Source organism: Streptomyces sp. NPDC048191 (assembly GCF_040652655.1).
In the GTDB taxonomy this organism is placed as follows: domain Bacteria; phylum Actinomycetota; class Actinomycetes; order Streptomycetales; family Streptomycetaceae; genus Streptomyces.
In genome coordinates, this window is the sequence record NZ_JBEZMO010000012.1 from 143,422 (window position 1) to 159,985 (window position 16,564).

At 72.3% G+C, this 16,564-nt stretch carries 16 protein-coding genes; 7 read left to right on the forward strand and 9 right to left on the reverse strand.

The features are described 5' to 3' along the window. The first annotated feature begins 139 nt into the window (after window positions 1-139). Entirely contained in the window at window positions 140-733 is a 594-nt protein-coding gene (gene idi, locus AB0D93_RS21000) for an isopentenyl-diphosphate Delta-isomerase (RefSeq protein WP_362121355.1), read from the forward strand. A 60-nt stretch (window positions 734-793) separates the two neighbouring features. Here idi and AB0D93_RS21005 read toward each other — a convergent pair whose 3' ends face one another. Both AB0D93_RS21005 and AB0D93_RS21010 read right to left on the reverse strand, forming a co-directional pair. Then, window positions 794-1,288: an ATP-binding protein gene (locus tag AB0D93_RS21005; protein WP_362121525.1), complete on the reverse strand. Its 495-nt coding sequence runs from the start codon at window positions 1,286-1,288 to the stop codon at window positions 794-796. 174 nt (window positions 1,289-1,462) lie between these two features. Next, complete coding sequence (locus tag AB0D93_RS21010; RefSeq protein WP_362121357.1) at window positions 1,463-2,062, reverse strand: DUF308 domain-containing protein; 600 nt, start codon at window positions 2,060-2,062, stop codon at window positions 1,463-1,465. A gap of 137 nt (window positions 2,063-2,199) precedes the next feature. On the opposite strand from AB0D93_RS21010, the gene AB0D93_RS21015 reads away from it, so the two are divergent. Continuing rightward, a complete protein-coding gene (locus tag AB0D93_RS21015; RefSeq protein WP_362121359.1) occupies window positions 2,200-2,955 on the forward strand; it encodes an enoyl-CoA hydratase/isomerase family protein in 756 nt (251 codons plus the stop codon). On the opposite strand, the gene AB0D93_RS21020 is transcribed toward AB0D93_RS21015, so the two are convergent. Together AB0D93_RS21020 and AB0D93_RS21025 are read right to left on the reverse strand one after the other, a co-directional pair. Beyond that, window positions 2,927-3,577 carry a DJ-1/PfpI family protein gene (locus tag AB0D93_RS21020; protein WP_362121360.1) on the reverse strand — a complete coding sequence of 217 codons (651 nt, stop codon included), beginning with the start codon at window positions 3,575-3,577 and terminating at the stop codon, window positions 2,927-2,929. The genes AB0D93_RS21015 and AB0D93_RS21020 overlap by 29 nt on opposite strands. A gap of 90 nt (window positions 3,578-3,667) precedes the next feature. Then, window positions 3,668-4,627 (reverse strand): GlxA family transcriptional regulator, encoded by a 960-nt coding sequence (locus AB0D93_RS21025; RefSeq protein WP_362121362.1) that lies wholly within the window; start codon window positions 4,625-4,627, stop codon window positions 3,668-3,670. A 129-nt stretch (window positions 4,628-4,756) separates the two neighbouring features. Between AB0D93_RS21025 and AB0D93_RS21030 the strand changes: the two genes are divergently transcribed. The 3 genes from AB0D93_RS21030 (at window position 4,757) to AB0D93_RS21040 (ending at window position 8,070) form a co-directional block, all read left to right on the forward strand. Further along, window positions 4,757-4,888: an LPFR motif small protein gene (locus AB0D93_RS21030; protein WP_362121364.1), complete on the forward strand. Its 132-nt coding sequence runs from the start codon at window positions 4,757-4,759 to the stop codon at window positions 4,886-4,888. A 101-nt stretch (window positions 4,889-4,989) separates the two neighbouring features. Beyond that, a complete protein-coding gene (locus tag AB0D93_RS21035; RefSeq protein WP_362121366.1) occupies window positions 4,990-7,377 on the forward strand; it encodes a Tex family protein in 2,388 nt (795 codons plus the stop codon). A gap of 123 nt (window positions 7,378-7,500) precedes the next feature. Then, window positions 7,501-8,070 (forward strand): DinB family protein, encoded by a 570-nt coding sequence (locus AB0D93_RS21040; RefSeq protein ID WP_362121368.1) that lies wholly within the window; start codon window positions 7,501-7,503, stop codon window positions 8,068-8,070. On the opposite strand, the gene AB0D93_RS21045 is transcribed toward AB0D93_RS21040, so the two are convergent. Both AB0D93_RS21045 and AB0D93_RS21050 read right to left on the reverse strand, forming a co-directional pair. Next, entirely contained in the window at window positions 8,067-9,707 is a 1,641-nt protein-coding gene (locus AB0D93_RS21045; RefSeq protein WP_362121369.1) for an ABC-F family ATP-binding cassette domain-containing protein, read from the reverse strand. The genes AB0D93_RS21040 and AB0D93_RS21045 overlap by 4 nt on opposite strands. A 36-nt stretch (window positions 9,708-9,743) precedes the next feature. Continuing rightward, window positions 9,744-10,772 (reverse strand): oxidoreductase, encoded by a 1,029-nt coding sequence (locus AB0D93_RS21050; protein WP_362121371.1) that lies wholly within the window; start codon window positions 10,770-10,772, stop codon window positions 9,744-9,746. Between the two features lie 102 nt (window positions 10,773-10,874). Here AB0D93_RS21050 and AB0D93_RS21055 point away from each other — a divergent pair, with 102 nt between their 5' ends. Further along, window positions 10,875-11,789, forward strand: a complete 915-nt coding sequence (locus AB0D93_RS21055) for an FAD-dependent oxidoreductase (protein ID WP_362121526.1) — start codon at window positions 10,875-10,877, stop codon at window positions 11,787-11,789. Window positions 11,790-11,984: 195 nt separating this feature from the next. Then, a complete protein-coding gene (locus AB0D93_RS21060) occupies window positions 11,985-13,481 on the forward strand; it encodes a M1 family metallopeptidase (protein ID WP_362121373.1) in 1,497 nt (498 codons plus the stop codon). A gap of 12 nt (window positions 13,482-13,493) precedes the next feature. Here AB0D93_RS21060 and AB0D93_RS21065 read toward each other — a convergent pair whose 3' ends face one another. From AB0D93_RS21065 to AB0D93_RS21075, 3 genes are read right to left on the reverse strand one after another with little or no spacing between them, the layout of a single operon-like run. After that, window positions 13,494-14,411: a PfkB family carbohydrate kinase gene (locus AB0D93_RS21065; RefSeq protein ID WP_362121375.1), complete on the reverse strand. Its 918-nt coding sequence runs from the start codon at window positions 14,409-14,411 to the stop codon at window positions 13,494-13,496. Beyond that, entirely contained in the window at window positions 14,408-14,896 is a 489-nt protein-coding gene (locus AB0D93_RS21070; RefSeq protein WP_362121377.1) for a macro domain-containing protein, read from the reverse strand. The genes AB0D93_RS21065 and AB0D93_RS21070 overlap by 4 nt, the downstream gene beginning before the upstream one ends. Window positions 14,897-14,949: 53 nt before the next feature. Continuing rightward, a complete protein-coding gene (locus tag AB0D93_RS21075; RefSeq protein WP_362121527.1) occupies window positions 14,950-16,401 on the reverse strand; it encodes an amino acid permease in 1,452 nt (483 codons plus the stop codon). Window positions 16,402-16,564: the final 163 nt, after the last annotated feature.

Below are 16,564 nucleotides of genomic sequence, written 5' to 3' on the forward strand. Positions count from 1 at the left end.
CTCCTCTCCTGGCCGGGCACGATGATCTACCGGGTCCGGGTTCCGGTGCCACGCCGCGCGCGGACGTGCGGGGAAGTGCCGGGAGTGCCGGATTCGTACGGCAGACTTGGGGTGCGAAAGACCGAAGCGAAGGATGGGTATGCCGATCACACCTGCCACCGCGACGCACAGCTCGTCGAATGGCACCGCAGAGGCGATTTTGCTGGAACTGGTCGACGAGAAGGGTGTGACGATCGGTACGGCGGAGAAGCTCGCCGCCCACCAGCCGCCGGGACAGCTGCACCGCGCCTTCTCGGTGTTCCTCTTCGACGAGCAGGGCAGGCTGCTGCTCCAGCAGCGGGCGCTCGGCAAATACCACTCCCCCGGCGTGTGGTCCAACACCTGCTGCGGCCACCCCTATCCGGGTGAGGCGCCGTTCGCCGCCGCCGCCCGGCGCACGTTCGAGGAGCTGGGCGTGTCCCCCTCGCTGCTCGCGGAGGCGGGCACGGTGCGCTACAACCACCCGGACCCGGCCTCGGGCCTGGTCGAGCAGGAGTACAACCACCTGTTCGTGGGTCTGGTGCAGGCACCGCTCGACCCCGACGCGGAGGAGGTCGGCCGGACGGCCTTCGTGACGGCGGACGAGCTGGCCGAACGGCATGCGCGCGACCCGTTCTCGGCCTGGTTCATGACCGTCCTGGACGCGGCCCGCCCGGCGATCAGGGAACTGACGGGCCCGACCGCGGGCTGGTGAGCGCTCCCACCGGGGCACCGGGGCCTGCGGTGCCGCGGCGGACCCGCGGGCTCGGGCGTGCTACGGCAGACCCACGGGCTTGAGCGGCAGGGCGGCCCAGATCACCTTGCCGCCGCTCGCGGTGTGCGCCACGTCGACCGTCCCGCCCGCCTCCCGCGCCACCTCGCGGACCAGGAGCAGGCCCCGGCCGCCGGTCTGGCCGTGGTCGGCCTCCAGCGCGGTCGGGCGGTAGGGATGGTTGTCCTCCACCGACACCCGCACCCACTCGGCTCCCACGGCGACCTCCACGGCCAGCGTCGGCGACAGCAGCGCCGCGTGCCGGACCGCGTTGGTGACCAGTTCGGAGACGATCAGCAGCAGGCCGTACACCAGCTCGTCGGAGACCGGTACGCCCTGGCGCAGCAGCAGGTCCCGTACGGCGTGCCGGGCCTGCGGGACCGAGGCGTCCACCGCGGCGGCGGTGAACCGCCAGACGCCCTCGTACGGCAGTGGATCGGGCGGCCGCTCGGCGCCCCCCGCTGGGCGCGGGTCGTCCCCGCGCCCGTGGTTGTCCATCGTCCGGTCGCCACCCTCGCGCTCGATTGTCACCACACGTCGAGTGTTGGTAACGATCCGCTCCTGCCCGAAGGCCTGAACACAAGTCAGCGGGTATCGAACGGTTTCTGACCGAGTGCGTATGACACGGTCACGTGTGGGACTGTTCCTGTCGCCCGGACGCCGCTTCGCGAACTAGTCAGGTGGTACGGGTTTGGTCGGCCCCTGGTCCGAGACGAGCCCGACGACACGCCGCCCGCCGTAGCCGGTGGCCACGAGGCCGAGGCCGTCGAAGAGCAGGGCGAGCGAGAAGAAGGCTCCGATCACGTACTGGCTGCTGCTCGGCCAGGAGCCGAGGACCAGGATCCCGAGCAGCAGGTCGAAGGCGCCGAGCAGCAGCGTCCAGCCCAGCTGCGGTCCGCGCACGACCAGGCCGCCGACCAGCCGGAAGAGGCCGGCGGAGAGGAACAGCAGCGCCGCGAACATGGTGAGCGCGGCGGCAGTGGCGTGCGGCAGCCGGATGACGACGACGCCGGCCGCGATGTTCAGGGCGGCGACGATGACACCGAGCCAGAAGAAACTGGTGCCACGGGCCTGCACGGCGTGCACCAGTCCGACGATCCCGCCGATCAGCAGCAGCCAGCCGAACAGCAGCATCGAGGTGAGCGTGACCGCGGCCGTGTAGAGGAGTCCGGCGATCCCGCCGAGCACGAGGATCACACCGAGCACGGCGAGCAGGCCGAAGCCGCGGTGGAGTCTCGTGGCGCTGTCGGCGCGCTTGCCGGCCTTGGTCATCGCCGCCTCCCCGGTTGGCCCGCTTTGCCGGGTTCTCAACTGTTCTGTCCCCGCTGGGCGGGGTTCGGTAACGCCCGCGCCCCGGCGCATCGGCCCCGGCCTTGGTCGAGACGGCTCCGGTGCATACCATCCGGGCCATGGAGCCCCAGCTGTCGCACCACGTCGAAGACGCCGTCGCCACCGTCGTCATCCGCAACCCGGCCAAGCGCAACGCCATGACCGCCGCGATGTGGCGGGCGCTGCCACCGCTGCTGGAGTCGTTCGCGCGGGAGGGGGGTGTGCGGGCGCTGGTCCTGACCGGGGAGGGCCGGACCTTCTGTGCGGGCGCGGACATCAGCACGCTCCAGGGCTCCCCGGAGGAGGCACAGCGACTCGCCGTGGCGGCCGAGGAGGCGCTGGCCGCGTTCCCCAAGCCGACCGTGGCCGCCGTGCGCGGGCACTGCGTGGGCGGCGGGGCGCAGCTCGCGGCGGCCTGCGATCTGCGGCTGGCGGAGGAGGGCGCGCTGTTCGGGGTGACTCCGGCGCGGCTCGGCATCGTCTATCCGGCCTCCTCGACCCGCCGGCTGGTGTCGCTGGTGGGACCGGCCACCGCCAAGTACCTGCTGTTCACCGCCGAGTTGATCGACGCCGGGCGGGCGCTCGGCACCGGGCTGGTGGACGAGGTGCTGCCGGAGGGCGAACTGGACAAGCGGGTCGCGGAGTTGACCCGGGTGCTGGTCTCCCGCTCCCAGCTCACTCAGGCCGCGGCCAAGGAGTTCGCCGGCGGCCGGTCCGACCGGGACGCCCACTGGGCCGAGCGGGCCCGCGGCAACCCCGACACCGCGGAGGGGGTCGCCGCGTTCCTGGAGCGCCGGCAGCCGCGCTTCACCTGGAGCGTGTCCGCGTCCGGCTGAACCGCCCGCCCGCGCGCAGTTCCCCGACGAGGTGCTCGGGTGCCTTCTGCGGGGAACCGGCGTCGTAGGGCGGCTGGGGGTCGTACTCGGTCATCAGCTGGATCGCCTGGGCGTGTTCGTCGCCCGCGATCCGGCCGGCCAGGGTGAGCGCCATGTCGATACCGGCGGAGACCCCCGCCGCCGTGACGTACTTGCCGTCGGTCACGACCCGCTCGCCCGTCGGTTCCGCGCCGAACTCCTTCAACAGGTCCAGTGCGGCCCAGTGGCTGGTCGCCCGGCGGTCGCGGAGCAGCCCCGCGGCGGCGAGCAGCAGCGAGCCCGAACAGACCGAGGTCGTCCACGTGCTCGCCGCGTCGGCCCTGCGCAGCCAGTCCAGCAGGGCCGGGTTCTCCAGCTGGTCCCTGGTGCCGGGACCGCCCGCGACCACCAGGAGGTCGGGACCGGGCACCTCGTCCAGCGCCTTGTCCGCGGTGACGGCGAGAAAGCCGGTGCCGGTGCGTACGGGGCCGGGCCGCTCGGCGACGAAGGTGAGCCGCGCGTCCGGGAGCCGGCTGAGGATCTCGTAGGGTCCGACGACGTCCAGGGCGGTGAAGCGGTCGTAGACCACCAGGGCGATCTGCATCGTGTGTCCTTCCGGTGGGGTCACCGTCAAGCGGAGCAGTGATCAAAGCGACTGGACGAGCACCGCCGGGTCCGGTCCCCGGCAACGGGCTCAGTGGGCGAGGGCGGGGCGGAAGCGGCGGCGGTACTCGGCCGGGGCCGTGCCGAGCACCCTGACGAACGCGCGGCGCATGGCCTCGGGGGTGCCGTAGCCGCTGGCGCGGGCGACCTCCTCGATGCCGTCGCCGGTGTCCTCCAGCAGGCGGCGGGCGTGTTCGAGGCGGACCCGGTCGACGTAGCGGCCGGGTGTCATGCCGGTCTCCTCCCGGAAGGCGCGCGCGAAGTGGCGCGGCGACAGGCGGGCACGGGCGGCGAGCGACTCCACGGTCAGGTCACCGGCGGGGTGCTCGCTGATCCACCGCTGGACCTCCCGCAGTGGCTCGCGCCGGGCGGTCTGGGCGGCCAGCTGGGCGCTGAACTGGGCCTGGTTGCCGGGCCGGCGCAGGAACACCACCAGGCGGCGGGCGACGGCGAGGGCGACGTCCCGGTCGAGGTCCTCCTCGACCAGGGCGAGGGCCAGGTCGATTCCGGAGGTCACCCCGGCCGAGGTGGCGACGTGGCCGTCCCGGACGTAGATGGGCTCCGGGTCCACGGCGACGGCCGGGTGGTCGCGGGCGAGCGTGTCGCAGTACGCCCAGTGGGTCGTGGCCCGTCGGCCGTCGAGCAGACCGGCAGCGGCGAGCAGGATGGCGCCCGTGCACACCGACACCAGACGCGACGCGCGCGGTCCGTGGGCGCGCAGCCAGGCGACGAGCCGCGGGTCCGGGCGCCGCGTGCCCTCGCCGCCGGGCACGAGCAGGGTGTGCGGATCGGGGGCCGTCGTGAGCGCCTCGTCCGGTACGAGGGTCAGGCCGCTGGAGGTGGTCACCGGGCGACCGTCCAGGGAGGCCGTGCGGACTTGGTACGTGCCCGGGCTGTGCTTGTCGGCGCCGGCGAAGACCTCGAGCGGACCGGTGACGTCGAGGCTCTGGACGCCGTCGAAGAGGACGAAGAGGAGCGTGCGCTGCGGCATGCCCTCGATTCTTCGCCGACGTGCGCGTGGCCGCAATGACGTGTTTCCCACCTTTTCTGCCACGGCCGGGCATGGGAGCCGAACGGGTGAGGTACCCGCCCGTCAGTCGACCTGCAGGAGGAGATTTCCGTGTTCGCTGCCCTCGCAGACGTGCTGCGCCAGATCGGCGGCGCCGTCGCCACGGTGGTCACGCTGCCCTTCCGGGCGGTCGCCCGGTTGTTCGGCGGAGCCTCGTCGTCCGCACACGGCGGCCGTGCCTGACCCGGCCCCGACTTCCCGCCACGAGCCGCCCTGATCCCCGGTTGTCGGTGTCACCTGCCACAATTGCCGCGCAACCTCAGTGGAGAAGGCGGTACGGGATCGTGACGACACCCGGATCCATCGAAGCAGGATCCATCGAAGGCAGGATCGCCGAGGAGCTCGGCGTACGGGAGCGGCAGGTGAAGGCCGCGGTGGAACTGCTCGACGGCGGTTCGACCGTGCCCTTCATCGCCCGCTACCGCAAGGAAGCGACCGAGATGCTCGACGACGCGCAGCTGCGCACGCTCGAGGAGCGGCTGCGCTACCTGCGGGAGCTGGAGGAGCGGCGGACCGCGGTCCTGGAGTCGGTGCGCGAGCAGGGCAAGCTCACCGCGGAGCTGGAGGCGCGGATCCGCGGCGCCGAGACCAAGGCGCGGCTGGAGGACATCTACCTGCCCTACAAGCCCAAGCGGCGGACCAAGGCGCAGATCGCGCGCGAGGCCGGTCTCGAACCGCTGGCGGAGGGCCTGCTGGGCGACCCGACGGTGGAGCCGCAGGCGGCCGCCGCCGCGTTCGTGGACGCCGACAAGGGCGTCGCCGACCCGCAGGCCGCGCTGGAGGGCGCGCGGGCGATCCTCGCCGAGCGGTTCTCGGAGGACGCCGACCTGATCGGCGAGCTGCGCGAGCGCATGTGGGTGCGCGGACGGCTGGCCGCGAAGGTGCGGGAGGGCAAGGAGGAAGCGGGCGCCAAGTTCGCCGACTACTTCGACTTCGCCGAGCCGTTCACCGAACTGCCCTCGCACCGGATCCTCGCGATGCTGCGCGGCGAGAAGGAGGAGGTCCTGGACCTGGTCCTGGAGCCGGAGGAGGCCACGGAGGGCCCGTCGTCGTACGAGGGCATCGTCGCGCACCGGTTCGGGGTCGCCGACCGGGGCCGCCCGGCCGACAAGTGGCTGCAGGACACGGTCCGCTGGGCCTGGCGCACCCGCATCCTGGTCCACCTCGGCATCGACCTGCGCCTGAGGCTGCGCACGGCCGCCGAGGACGAGGCGGTGAACGTCTTCGCGGCGAACCTTCGCGACCTGCTGCTGGCCGCCCCGGCCGGCACGCGCGCGACGCTGGGCCTGGACCCGGGTTTCCGTACGGGCGTGAAGGTCGCGGTGGTCGACGCCACCGGCAAGGTCGTCGCCACGGACGTGATCCACCCGCACGTCCCGGCCAACAAGTGGGACGAGGCGATCGCCAAGCTGGCCCGGCTCGCCAAGGAGCACGCGGTCGAGCTGGTCGCGATCGGCAACGGCACCGCCTCCCGCGAGACCGACAAGCTCGCCGGTGAACTGATCACCAGGCACCCGGAGTTGAAGCTCACCAAGGTGATGGTGTCCGAGGCGGGCGCGTCGGTGTACTCGGCGTCGCCGTACGCCTCGCAGGAGCTGCCCGACATGGACGTGTCGCTGCGCGGCGCGGTCTCCATCGCCCGGCGCCTGCAGGACCCGCTGGCCGAGCTGGTGAAGATCGACCCGAAGTCCATCGGCGTCGGCCAGTACCAGCACGACCTGTCCGAGGCGAAGCTGTCCCGCTCGCTGGACGCGGTGGTCGAGGACTGTGTGAACGGCGTCGGCGTGGACGTCAACACCGCGTCCGTGCCGCTGCTCGCGCGGGTCTCGGGCATCTCCTCGGGCCTCGCCGAGAACATCGTGGCGCACCGGGACGCCAACGGTCCCTTCACCTCCCGCGCGGAGCTGAAGAAGGTGGCACGGCTCGGTCCCAAGGCGTACGAGCAGTGCGCGGGCTTCCTGCGCATCCGCGGCGGCGACGACCCGCTGGACGCCTCCAGCGTGCACCCCGAGTCCTACCCGGTGGTCCGGCGCATGGTGAAGACCACCGGCCAGGAGGTGGCCTCCCTCGTCGGCAACACCGGTGTGCTGCGTTCGCTGCGGCCCGCCGACTTCGTGGACGACACCTTCGGTCTGCCGACCGTGACGGACATCCTGAAGGAGCTGGAGAAGCCCGGGCGCGATCCGCGTCCCGCCTTCAGGACGGCCACCTTCAAGGAGGGCGTGGAGAAGATCTCCGACCTGTCCGCCGGGATGATCCTGGAGGGCGTGGTGACCAACGTGGCCGCCTTCGGCGCGTTCGTGGACGTGGGCGTGCACCAGGACGGCCTGGTGCACGTGTCGGCGATGTCCAGGACGTTCGTCAAGGACCCGCGCGACGTCGCCAAGCCCGGTGACATCGTGAAGGTGAAGGTCCTGGACGTGGACATCCCGCGCAAGCGGATCGCGCTGACCCTGCGCCTGGACGACGAGGCCGCCGCGCAGGGCCAGGGCGGTGGCCGCCAGCAGCGCGGCGGCGGCGCGCGTCCGCCGCAGCAGCGGCAGGGCGGCGGTCAGGGCCGGCGCGAGGGCCGCGGCGGCGACCGGGGCGGGCGTCATGCCCCGCCGCCGGCCAACAGCGCGATGGCCGACGCGCTGCGCCGGGCGGGCCTGCTCGACCCGAAGAAGCGCTGACCCCGCGGGGGCCCGGCCCCTTCTCCCCGGTCGCCCGGCCAGGCGCCCTCCTCGGCGGAGGGCGCCTCCGTCCGGCATCTGGAATTCGGTGGACCGTGATCACCCGGTCGGCAGACTGGGCTCATGACGGATCCCGAGGCAGACCTGCTGGTGTATCTCCAGGACGCCCGTGACGTGCTGCTGTGGAAGCTGGACGGCCTGCAGGAGTACGACATCCGGCGTCCGCTGACGCCCACCGGCACGAACCTGCTGGGCCTGGTCAAGCACCTGGCCGGCGCCGAGGCCCTGTATTTCGGCGTGACCTTCGGCCGGCCCTTCGCCGGTACGCCCTTGTGGTTCACCGGTGACGCCGAGCCGGACGCGGACCTGTGGGCGCGGGCGGACGAGTCCCGCGAGGACGTCGTCGACCTGTACCGGCGGGCCTGCGCCCACTCGGACGAGACCATCGCGGCGCTCCCCCTGGACGCGCTCGGCCGGGTGCCGGGCGCGCCGACGGAGATCACGCTGCACCGGGTCCTGACCCACATGGTCGCCGAGACCCAGCGGCACGCCGGACACGCCGACATCGTGCGGGAACTGATCGACGGGACGGTGGGACAGCGCCCCGACGGGCTCAACGTCGCCCCGCACGACCCCGGGCACGCCGGCCGGGTCGAGCGGGCGGCGAAGGAGGCCGCGGCGCGCCGGGGTTAGCGCTCGGTCACCTTGCCGTCGGCGACCTCCAGGCGGCGCGTCACCCGGACCGCGTCCAGCATGCGGCGGTCGTGGGTGACCAGGAGCAGGGTGCCCTCGTAGGCGTCGAGGGCCTGTTCCAGTTGCTCGATGGCGGGCAGGTCGAGGTGGTTGGTGGGCTCGTCCAGGACCAGGAGGTTGACGCCCCGGCCCTGGAGGAGGGCCAGGGCGGCGCGGGTGCGCTCACCCGGGGAGAGCGTCGCGGCCGGGCGCAGGACGTGGTCGGACTTCAGGCCGAACTTGGCCAGCAGGGTGCGGACCTCGACCGGCTCGGTGTCCGGGACGGCCGCGCGGAAGGCGTCGAGCAGGCTCTCGGTGCCGTGGAAGAGTCCCCGGGCCTGGTCGACCTCGCCGACCAGGACGCCCGACCCGAGCGCGGCGTGTCCGGCGTCGAGCGGGATCCGGCCGAGCAGCGCGCCGAGCAGGGTGGACTTGCCGGCGCCGTTGGCCCCGGTGACCGCGACCCGGTCCGCCCAGTCGATCTGCAGGGTGACCGGGCCGAAGGTGAAGTCGCCGTGCCGCACCTCGGCGTCGCGCAGGGTCGCGACGACCGCGCCGGAGCGCGGGGCGGACGCGATCTCCATGCGCAGCTCCCACTCCTTGCGGGGCTCCTCGACCACCTCCAGGCGCTCGATCATGCGCTGGGTCTGCCGCGCCTTGGCGGCCTGCTTCTCACTGGCCTCGCTGCGGAACTTGCGGCCGATCTTGTCGTTGTCGTTGCCCGACTTGCGCCGGGCGTTCTTCACGCCCTTGTCCATCCAGGCCCGCTGCATCTGCGCACGGTCCTGGAGGGCGGACTTCTTGTCGGCGTACTCCTCGTAGTCCTCGCGGGCGTGCCGCCGGGCGACGTCCCGTTCCTCCAGGTAGGCCTCGTAGCCGCCGCCGTAGAGGTTGATCTGCCGCTGGGCCAGGTCGAGTTCGAGGACCTTGGTGACCGTCCGGGTGAGGAACTCGCGGTCGTGGCTGACGACGACCGTGCCGGCGCGCAGACCGGTGACGAAGCGTTCCAGGCGCTCGAGGCCGTCGAGGTCGAGGTCGTTGGTCGGCTCGTCCAGCAGGAAGACGTCGTACCGGGACAGCAGGAGCGAGGCGAGGCCGGCGCGGGCCGCCTGGCCGCCGGACAGCGCGGTCATCGGCTGGTCCAGGTCCACGGCGAGGCCGAGGGTGTCGGCGACCTCCTCCGCGCGCTCCTCCAGGTCGGCGCCGCCGAGGCCGAGCCAGCGCTCCAGGGCGGTCGCGTAGGCGTCGTCGGCGCCGGGCGCGCCGTCGACCAGGGCCTGGGTGGCCTCGTCCATGACGCACTGTGCCTCGGCCACACCGGTGCGGCGGGCCAGGAACCGCCGCACGGTCTCCCCCGGCCTGCGCTCCGGCTCCTGCGGCAGATGGCCGACGGTCGCGGTCGGCGGGGACAGGCGCAGCTCGCCCTGTTCGGGCGGGGCGAGTCCGGCGAGCAGCTTCAGCAGGGTGGACTTGCCCGCGCCGTTGGCACCGACGAGACCGATCACGTCGCCGGGCGCGACGACGAGGTCCAGCCCGGAGAAGAGGGAACGGTCGCCGTGCCCGGCGGCGAGGTTCTTGGCGACGAGGGTGGCAGTCATCAGGACGCCGATCCTAACGGCCCCGGCACCCGCGGATCAGCTCTGCTTCCGTGCGCCGGTGACCGGTGCCGCGAGCACGCCTCCCGTCGTACGGGCGACGACGTACGCCTCCCCCCTGACCGCCCGCGGGTCCAGCGGGACGCGGTGCCGGCCGGGCTCGAGGACACCGTCGAACACCTCGCGGGTGTGGGTGCGGTAGAGCCGGTCGAGGCGGTACGCGGTGATCCGCACCCGGCACGCCGAGGTCACCTCGACCTCCGCGGCACGGCCGGGGGCGGCCAGCCCGGCGAGCCGGCGCTGCGGGAGGGGACTGCGGTCCAGGGCGTGCTCGATCTGGGCGACGAGCAGCGGCACGATCGGGGCCAGGCCGTCCACCCGGGCGACGTCGGCCCCGGCGCGCTCGAAGGCCCCCAGTACGGCGGCTCGTGCGGCCTCGCCGACCGCGCGGCCGAAGGCGACCGCGCCGTAACCGCGCAGTTCCTCGGCGGTGACCTCCCGGACGTCCTGGATGATGTCGGCCCCGATGCCGATGGCGCGCAGCGCGGCGGCCAGCCTGGCCAGGACCGCGACCCGGGCGCCGATCAGCAGCACCCGCCGACGGGGCGGGCCCTCGTTCAGGGAGGTCAGGGCGGCGCGGTACTCGGGGCCGCGGAAGCGGAACGGCCCTATGCCGTGGTAGCCGTTCAGCTCCAGGTCGGCGCGCTCGTCCGTCTGCCAGGCGAAGTCCCGCCAGACGTAGTCCTCGCCGTCGCGTTCGATGACGGCGGTGACCGCTCCGCAGGCCAGGTCCGCGCACTCGGGGCAGCCGTAGATGACGAACCGGCCGTCCGGGAGCGGCGGTTCGGCCTCCAGCAGGAGCGCGCGCACCTGCTCGGTGAAGATGGCGGGCGGTACGTCCGAGGCCAGCGGGGAGACGGCGTCCAGGTCGGACAGCCGGAACAGCAGCGGACGGCCGTCCACGACGAAGTCCACGAAGTCGCGGTGTACCTGGTACCCGCCGTCGGCGAGCACACCGCCGGCGCGGATCGCCGGAGTCAGGCCGAAGGTCGCGTATGCGGCAGACATGCTGTGAGTATCCCCACACCGGCACGGATGTGAGCGCAGCATGACAGAGTCGGCCGGACAGGGCCTATCGTCCTGGGCGTGGACAGCGAGCCGAGTGACGAAGTGATCGTGGTCGGGAGCGGGGTCGCCGGGCTGACGACGGCCGTGGTGCTGGCCGAGTCCGGGCGGCGGGTGCGGGTGTGGACGCGGGAGCCCGCCGAGCGCACCACCTCGGCGGTCGCCGGCGGGCTGTGGTGGCCGTACCGCATCGAACCCAAACCCCTGGTCGGCGCGTGGGCGCTCGCGTCCCTCGCCGTGTACGGGGAACTGGCGGACCGGCCGCAGGAGACGGGCGTACGCCTGGTCGACGGCGTACACCGCGGGAGCCGGCTGGACGAACTGGGCGCCTGGGCGGGCCGGGTGCCGGGGCTGCGGGCCGTGGCCGGCGGTCTCGCGGCCCGGCTGCCGGTGATCGACATGCCGGTGCATCTGGCGTGGCTGCGGGAGCGGCTCGCGAAGGCCGGAGGGGTGGTGGAGACGCGCGAGGTGACCGACCTCGCCGCGGTACCCGCGCCGGTCGTCGTCAACTGCGCGGGTCTCGGCGCGCGTTCGCTGGTGCCGGACCCGGCGGTGCGTCCGGTGCGCGGGCAGCTGGTCGTCGTGGAGAACCCGGGGATCGCGACCTGGTGCACCGCGGCCGGCCACTCCCGCGACACCTCCACCTACTTCATCCCGCAGCCGGGCGGACTGCTGCTCGGCGGTACGGCGGAGGAGGACGACTGGTCCCTTGAGCCGGATCCGGCCACGGCCGCGGCGATCGTGTCCCGGTGCGCGGCGGTCCGGCCGGAGATCGCCGGCGCCCGGGTCCTGGCCCACCGCGTGGGCCTGCGCCCGGCCCGCGAGGCGGTACGCCTGGAGCGGCAGCCCCTGCCGGACGGCCGCGCGCTGGTCCACAACTACGGCCACGGCGGGGCCGGGGTCACGGTGGCGTGGGGGTGTGCGCGGGAGGCGGCCGGGCTGGCGTTTCCGGCCGCCTGACGGACGGTTACCGGTGAACTCCTGTGTGGCAGAGGGCTTCACGGCGGCACGCGGGCTCATGACGGCCGAATGGCGATCGTGTGACGGCAGGGGCCGTGGACAGGTCAGAGGCCAGAGGGACTGAATAGGCTCCGAACAGAGTTCTCCGAAGGGCCGTTCCGAACGGCCCTGAAGTCCCGACGACTTGGAGCTGACGTGCACCGCAGAATCATCGCGCCGGGCGCACTGGCGGCGGCCTCCCTCCTGCTGGCGATCCCGGCATCGGCCGCGAGCTACTCCCCCGGCGCGCCGGGCATCGGCGACCCCTACTACCCGTACTACGGCAACGGCGGCTACGACGTCTCGCACTACGACCTGAGGCTGCGCTACGAGCCGAAGACGGACGAGCTGCAGGGCACCGCCACCATCTCGGCGCGGACCACGCAGGATCTGTCCAGCTTCGACCTGGACTTCCTGCTGGACGTGAGCGAGGTACGGGTCAACGGCGCCAAGACCGCCTTCACCACCTCCGGGCAGCACGAGCTGGTGATCACGCCGAAGACCCCGCTCGCCAAGGACACACCGGTCACAGTCGTCGTCCGCTACAGCGGGGTGCCGTCGACGAAGAGCGCGTACGGCTTCAACACCTGGCACCGCACGCCGGACGGCGCGGTGGCGGCCGACGAGCCCGAGGCCGCCTGGTGGTGGTTCCCGAGCAACGACCACCCGAGCGACAAGGCCACCTACGACGTCTCGGTGGCCGTGCCGGACGGCACCCAGGCCCTCTCCAACGGCGCGCTGCAGTCGACGAGTTCGCGGCTGGGCTGGACCCGCTACAACTGGCGGCAGAACAAGCCGCAGGCGACCTATCTGGCCACTCTCGCCATCGGCAGGTTCGACATCACGACCAGCACCTCCGAGGGCGGGGTGCCCGTCATCAACGCCTACAGCAAGGACCTCGGCGACAACGACGGTGCCGCACGGGCGAGCGTGGAGCGCACCGGGGAGCTCGTCGACTGGCTGAGCGGCTACTTCGGTCCCTACCCGTTCAGCACCGCCGGCGGCTATGTGCCGAACACCACCACCGGGTACGCGCTGGAGACGCAGACCCGCGTCTACTACAGCCCGAAGCAGTTCGCGAACGGCTCCAACACCTCGGTGGTCGTGCATGAACTGGCCCACCAGTGGTACGGCGACGACGTGTCGCTGAAGGGCTGGAAGGACATCTGGATCAACGAGGGCTTCGCCCGGTACGCGCAGTGGCTGTGGTCGGAGCACGAGGGCGAGGGCACCACACAGGAACTCGCCGACTACGTGTACGCCTCCCACCCGGCCGACGACGCGTTCTGGACGGTGAAGCCCGGTGACCCGGGCCCGGACGACCAGTTCGACATCGCCGTCTACGACCGCGGGGCGCTCGCGATCCAGGCGCTGCGCAACGAGGTCGGTGACGACGCGTTCTTCCGCATCCTGAAGGGCTGGCCGCGGGAGCACGCGTACGGCAACGCCTCGGTGGGCGACTTCGAGAAGTACGCCGAGCAGGTGTCCGGCAAGCCCCTCGCGGCGCTCTTCGACACCTGGCTGTTCCAGCCGTCGAAGCCGGCCGCGCCCGCGGCTCGCGCCCTGGTGAAGACGGGTACGGCCGTCGGGCGGCCGAAGTCGTGGCAGAAGATCGAGGCGACGAACGACATCCACGACACGCACGGGCACTGACCGGCGGACTGTCTAGGGTCTCGGCTCCGCCGCCGTCTTCAGCAGTTCGTCCCGGCCCATCGACTCCGCTCGGGAGGCCGGGACGGTGCAGGCGTACGCGCCCGCGACCGCGCCGTAGCGGGCGCAGACCCACGGCGGCTCGCCCATGAGGCGGCCGTAGAGGAACGCGGCGGCGAAGGCGTCGCCCGCGCCGTTGGAGTCCACCACCGGCGCGGGCGGCAGCGCCGCGGGCACATGGGTCAGCTCGCCGTCGGCCAGCAGATGGGCGCCCGCGGCCCCGGCGGTGGCGACGACCACCTCGGCCCGGCCCCGCTCGGCGATGCGCCGCATCGTCCGCTCGGGGTCGGGCAGCGCGGTGGCGGACAGGAAGACGACGTCCGCGGCGTGGGCGAACGGCTCGTGGTAGCCGTTGTCCCCGTCCCAGTCGTGCAGATCGGTGGACAGGGGTACGCCCGTCGCGGCCAGCACCGGCAGGGCCTCGGCGCACGGCTGGGTGATCGTCACGTGCACGTGCCGGCTCGCTCCGGCCAGCATGCGCAGCATCTCCGGTGGGAAGCGGTCTCCGGGGCGGGTGCGGCTGGTGTCGTACAGGGACAGGCGGCGGCCGTCGGGGCCGACGAGGTTGACCGCCCGCTTGGTGCCGGCGGGCTGCGGCAGTGCCGTCAGGCCGACGCCGTGCTCGCGGTGCAGCGCGCGCACGAGGTCGCCCTCGGGGTCGTCGCCGACGAAGTCGGCGTGGTGGGTGCGCAGGCCGAGTGCGGCGAGGCCCAGCGCGACGAAGTCGCCGGTCTGTCCGGCCCGGGTGCGGATCCCGGAGTCGATCATGTAGCTGTCGGCGTACGGGAGGGGCAGTTCGGGTACGTGGATGATCGTGTCCACGCCGGCTCCGCCCAGCACCAGAACGTCCGTCGCCGGGGTGTGCGTACTCATCCGCCGCCCTCTCCGTGGTCGTACACCGTCACCCGGATCCCTCGCTCGACCAGCCGCTCGGTGACGAGCGGCTCGATGCGGGACCACGTGCCGCCCGCCAGGCCGCAGCCTATGCGGGGCATGTGCACGGACGCACCGAGTCCGATCACTTCGTCGGCGAGGCGGGCGAGGGCGGTGCCGATCGCCTCGTAGCGGACCGGGACGCCCTTGCTGCCCTTCCTGATGCCGCGCTGGCCGATCATGTTGGCCACCCACACGTACGGCTCGACCCGGACCAACTGGACCGCACCCAGGCCGAAGTCGTTGCCGGCCCGATCGCGGTGCCAGGCGCGGTACGCCTTCTCCGGCTCGGGCCAGCGGCGCGAGAGCGCGAGCACGAAGCCCTTCCCCCAGCCGCCGATGTCGTTGCAGACATGGGCGATCACCTTGACGCCCTTGACCGACGGCACGGTGGCGTCACCCCGGACATACGTGATCTCCGACATGACGCCACCGTAGGTGATGCCACTGACAGTGACTCAGGGCTTTTCCCGGACCGCTACTTCGTGAGCTCGGACAGCTCCCGGTCGGTGTTCTGCGACACCCGGCGGCGTACGCCGAACCAGCCCGCGACCAGCATGACGGCGATCACCGGAATCAGCAGGATGGTCTTCCTGCCGACCTCGGGGTCGTTCCACATCATGCCGAGGCAGACCAGCAGGAACGCGATCGTGGCGATCTCGGTGACCGGGCTGAACTTCAGCTGGAAGTGCGGCCGGGTCGTGAGGCCCGCGCGGGCACGGCGGACGAAGATCATGTGGCAGAGCATGATGATCACCCAGGTGCTGATGATGCCGAGGGAGGCGACGTTCAGCACGATCTCGAAGGCCTGGCTGGGCACCAGGTAGTTCAGCCCGACGCCGAGCACGCAGACCGCGCAGGTCAGCAGGATGCCGCCGTAGGGCACCTGGTTGCGGTTCATGCGGGCGGTGAACTTGGGGGCGGAGCCCGCCATCGCCATGGAGCGCAGGATGCGGCCGGTGGAGTACAGGCCGGAGTTCAGCGAGGACATGGCGGCGGTCAGCACGACCAGGTTCATCACGTCACCGGCCGCCGGGACGCCGATCTTCGACAGGACCGTGACGAACGGGCTCTCGTCGGCGGAGTACACGGAGCCGGGCAGCAGCAGGGCGAGCAGGACGACGGAGCCGACGTAGAACAGGCCCACACGCCACATGATCGAGTTCACCGCGCGCGGCACGACCTTCTCCGGCTCGGCGGTCTCACCGGCGGCGACGCCGACCAGCTCCAGGGCGGCGTAGGCGAAGATCACGCCCTGCATGACGAGGACGACCGGCATCGCGCCGTGCGGGAAGAGCCCGCCGTGGTCGCTGATGACGCTCAGGCCGGGGGTGTGGCCGCCGACCTTGTGCTGGGTGGCGAGCAGGAAAATGCTGATCAGCATGAAGCCGACGATGGTGGCGACCTTGATGATCGCGAACCAGAACTCCATCTCGCCGAAGATCTTCACCGAGATCAGGTTCACGGCCAGGACCACCGCCAGGGCGATCAGGGCGAGCACCCACTGGGGGATGGTGGTGAACATGGACCAGTAGTGCGTGTAGAGCGCGATCGCGGTGATGTCGGCGATACCCGTGGTCGACCAGTTCAGGAAGTACATCCAGCCGGCGACGTAGGCGCCCTTCTCGCCGAGGAACTCACGCGCGTAGGACACGAAGGACCCGGACGACGGGCGGTACAGGACCAGCTCGCCCAGGGCCCGGACGACGAAGAAGGCGAAGACGCCGCAGACCAGGTAGGCCAGGGCGAGCGCCGGGCCCGCGTTGTGCAGGCGGCCACCGGCGCCCAGGAGGAGTCCGGTGCCGATGGCGCCACCGATGGCGATCATGTTGACGTGGCGGGCCTTGAGGTCCTTGCTGTAACCGGCGTCGCCCGCGTCCGCGGGCGTCCCGGCCACCTCGGGATGGTGGGTGGCCTGCACCGATTCCACGGTGTCCTTGCTGCTCACGGGTGGTTCCACTTCCTGGTGCGCCCGGACCTCGTGGGTCCGGGGGTCGTGCAGGGATCGGCCCGCACCACCCTGTTGAGTCGCGGTACAGACCAAGGCAGCACCTTCCCAGAAAGATCCGCCGGTACGCGGTGGTCCACGTCAC

Bases quoted from the DNA above. Each gene is read 5' to 3' on its own strand.
- AB0D93_RS21045 (WP_362121369.1), bottom strand. From the start codon at position 9,707: ATGACTGCCACCCTCGTCGCCAAGAACCTCGCCGCCGGGCACGGCGAC.
- AB0D93_RS21050 (WP_362121371.1), bottom strand. From the start codon at position 10,772: ATGTCTGCCGCATACGCGACCTTCGGCCTGACTCCGGCGATCCGCGCC.
- AB0D93_RS21065 (WP_362121375.1), bottom strand. From the start codon at position 14,411: ATGAGTACGCACACCCCGGCGACGGACGTTCTGGTGCTGGGCGGAGCC.
- AB0D93_RS21070 (WP_362121377.1), bottom strand. From the start codon at position 14,896: ATGTCGGAGATCACGTATGTCCGGGGTGACGCCACCGTGCCGTCGGTC.
- AB0D93_RS21015 (WP_362121359.1), top strand. From the start codon at position 2,200: ATGGAGCCCCAGCTGTCGCACCACGTCGAAGACGCCGTCGCCACCGTC.
- AB0D93_RS21010 (WP_362121357.1), bottom strand. From the start codon at position 2,062: ATGACCAAGGCCGGCAAGCGCGCCGACAGCGCCACGAGACTCCACCGC.
- idi (WP_362121355.1), top strand. From the start codon at position 140: ATGCCGATCACACCTGCCACCGCGACGCACAGCTCGTCGAATGGCACC.
- AB0D93_RS21020 (WP_362121360.1), bottom strand. From the start codon at position 3,577: ATGCAGATCGCCCTGGTGGTCTACGACCGCTTCACCGCCCTGGACGTC.
- AB0D93_RS21040 (WP_362121368.1), top strand. From the start codon at position 7,501: ATGACGGATCCCGAGGCAGACCTGCTGGTGTATCTCCAGGACGCCCGT.
- AB0D93_RS21005 (WP_362121525.1), bottom strand. From the start codon at position 1,288: ATGGACAACCACGGGCGCGGGGACGACCCGCGCCCAGCGGGGGGCGCC.
- AB0D93_RS21025 (WP_362121362.1), bottom strand. From the start codon at position 4,627: ATGCCGCAGCGCACGCTCCTCTTCGTCCTCTTCGACGGCGTCCAGAGC.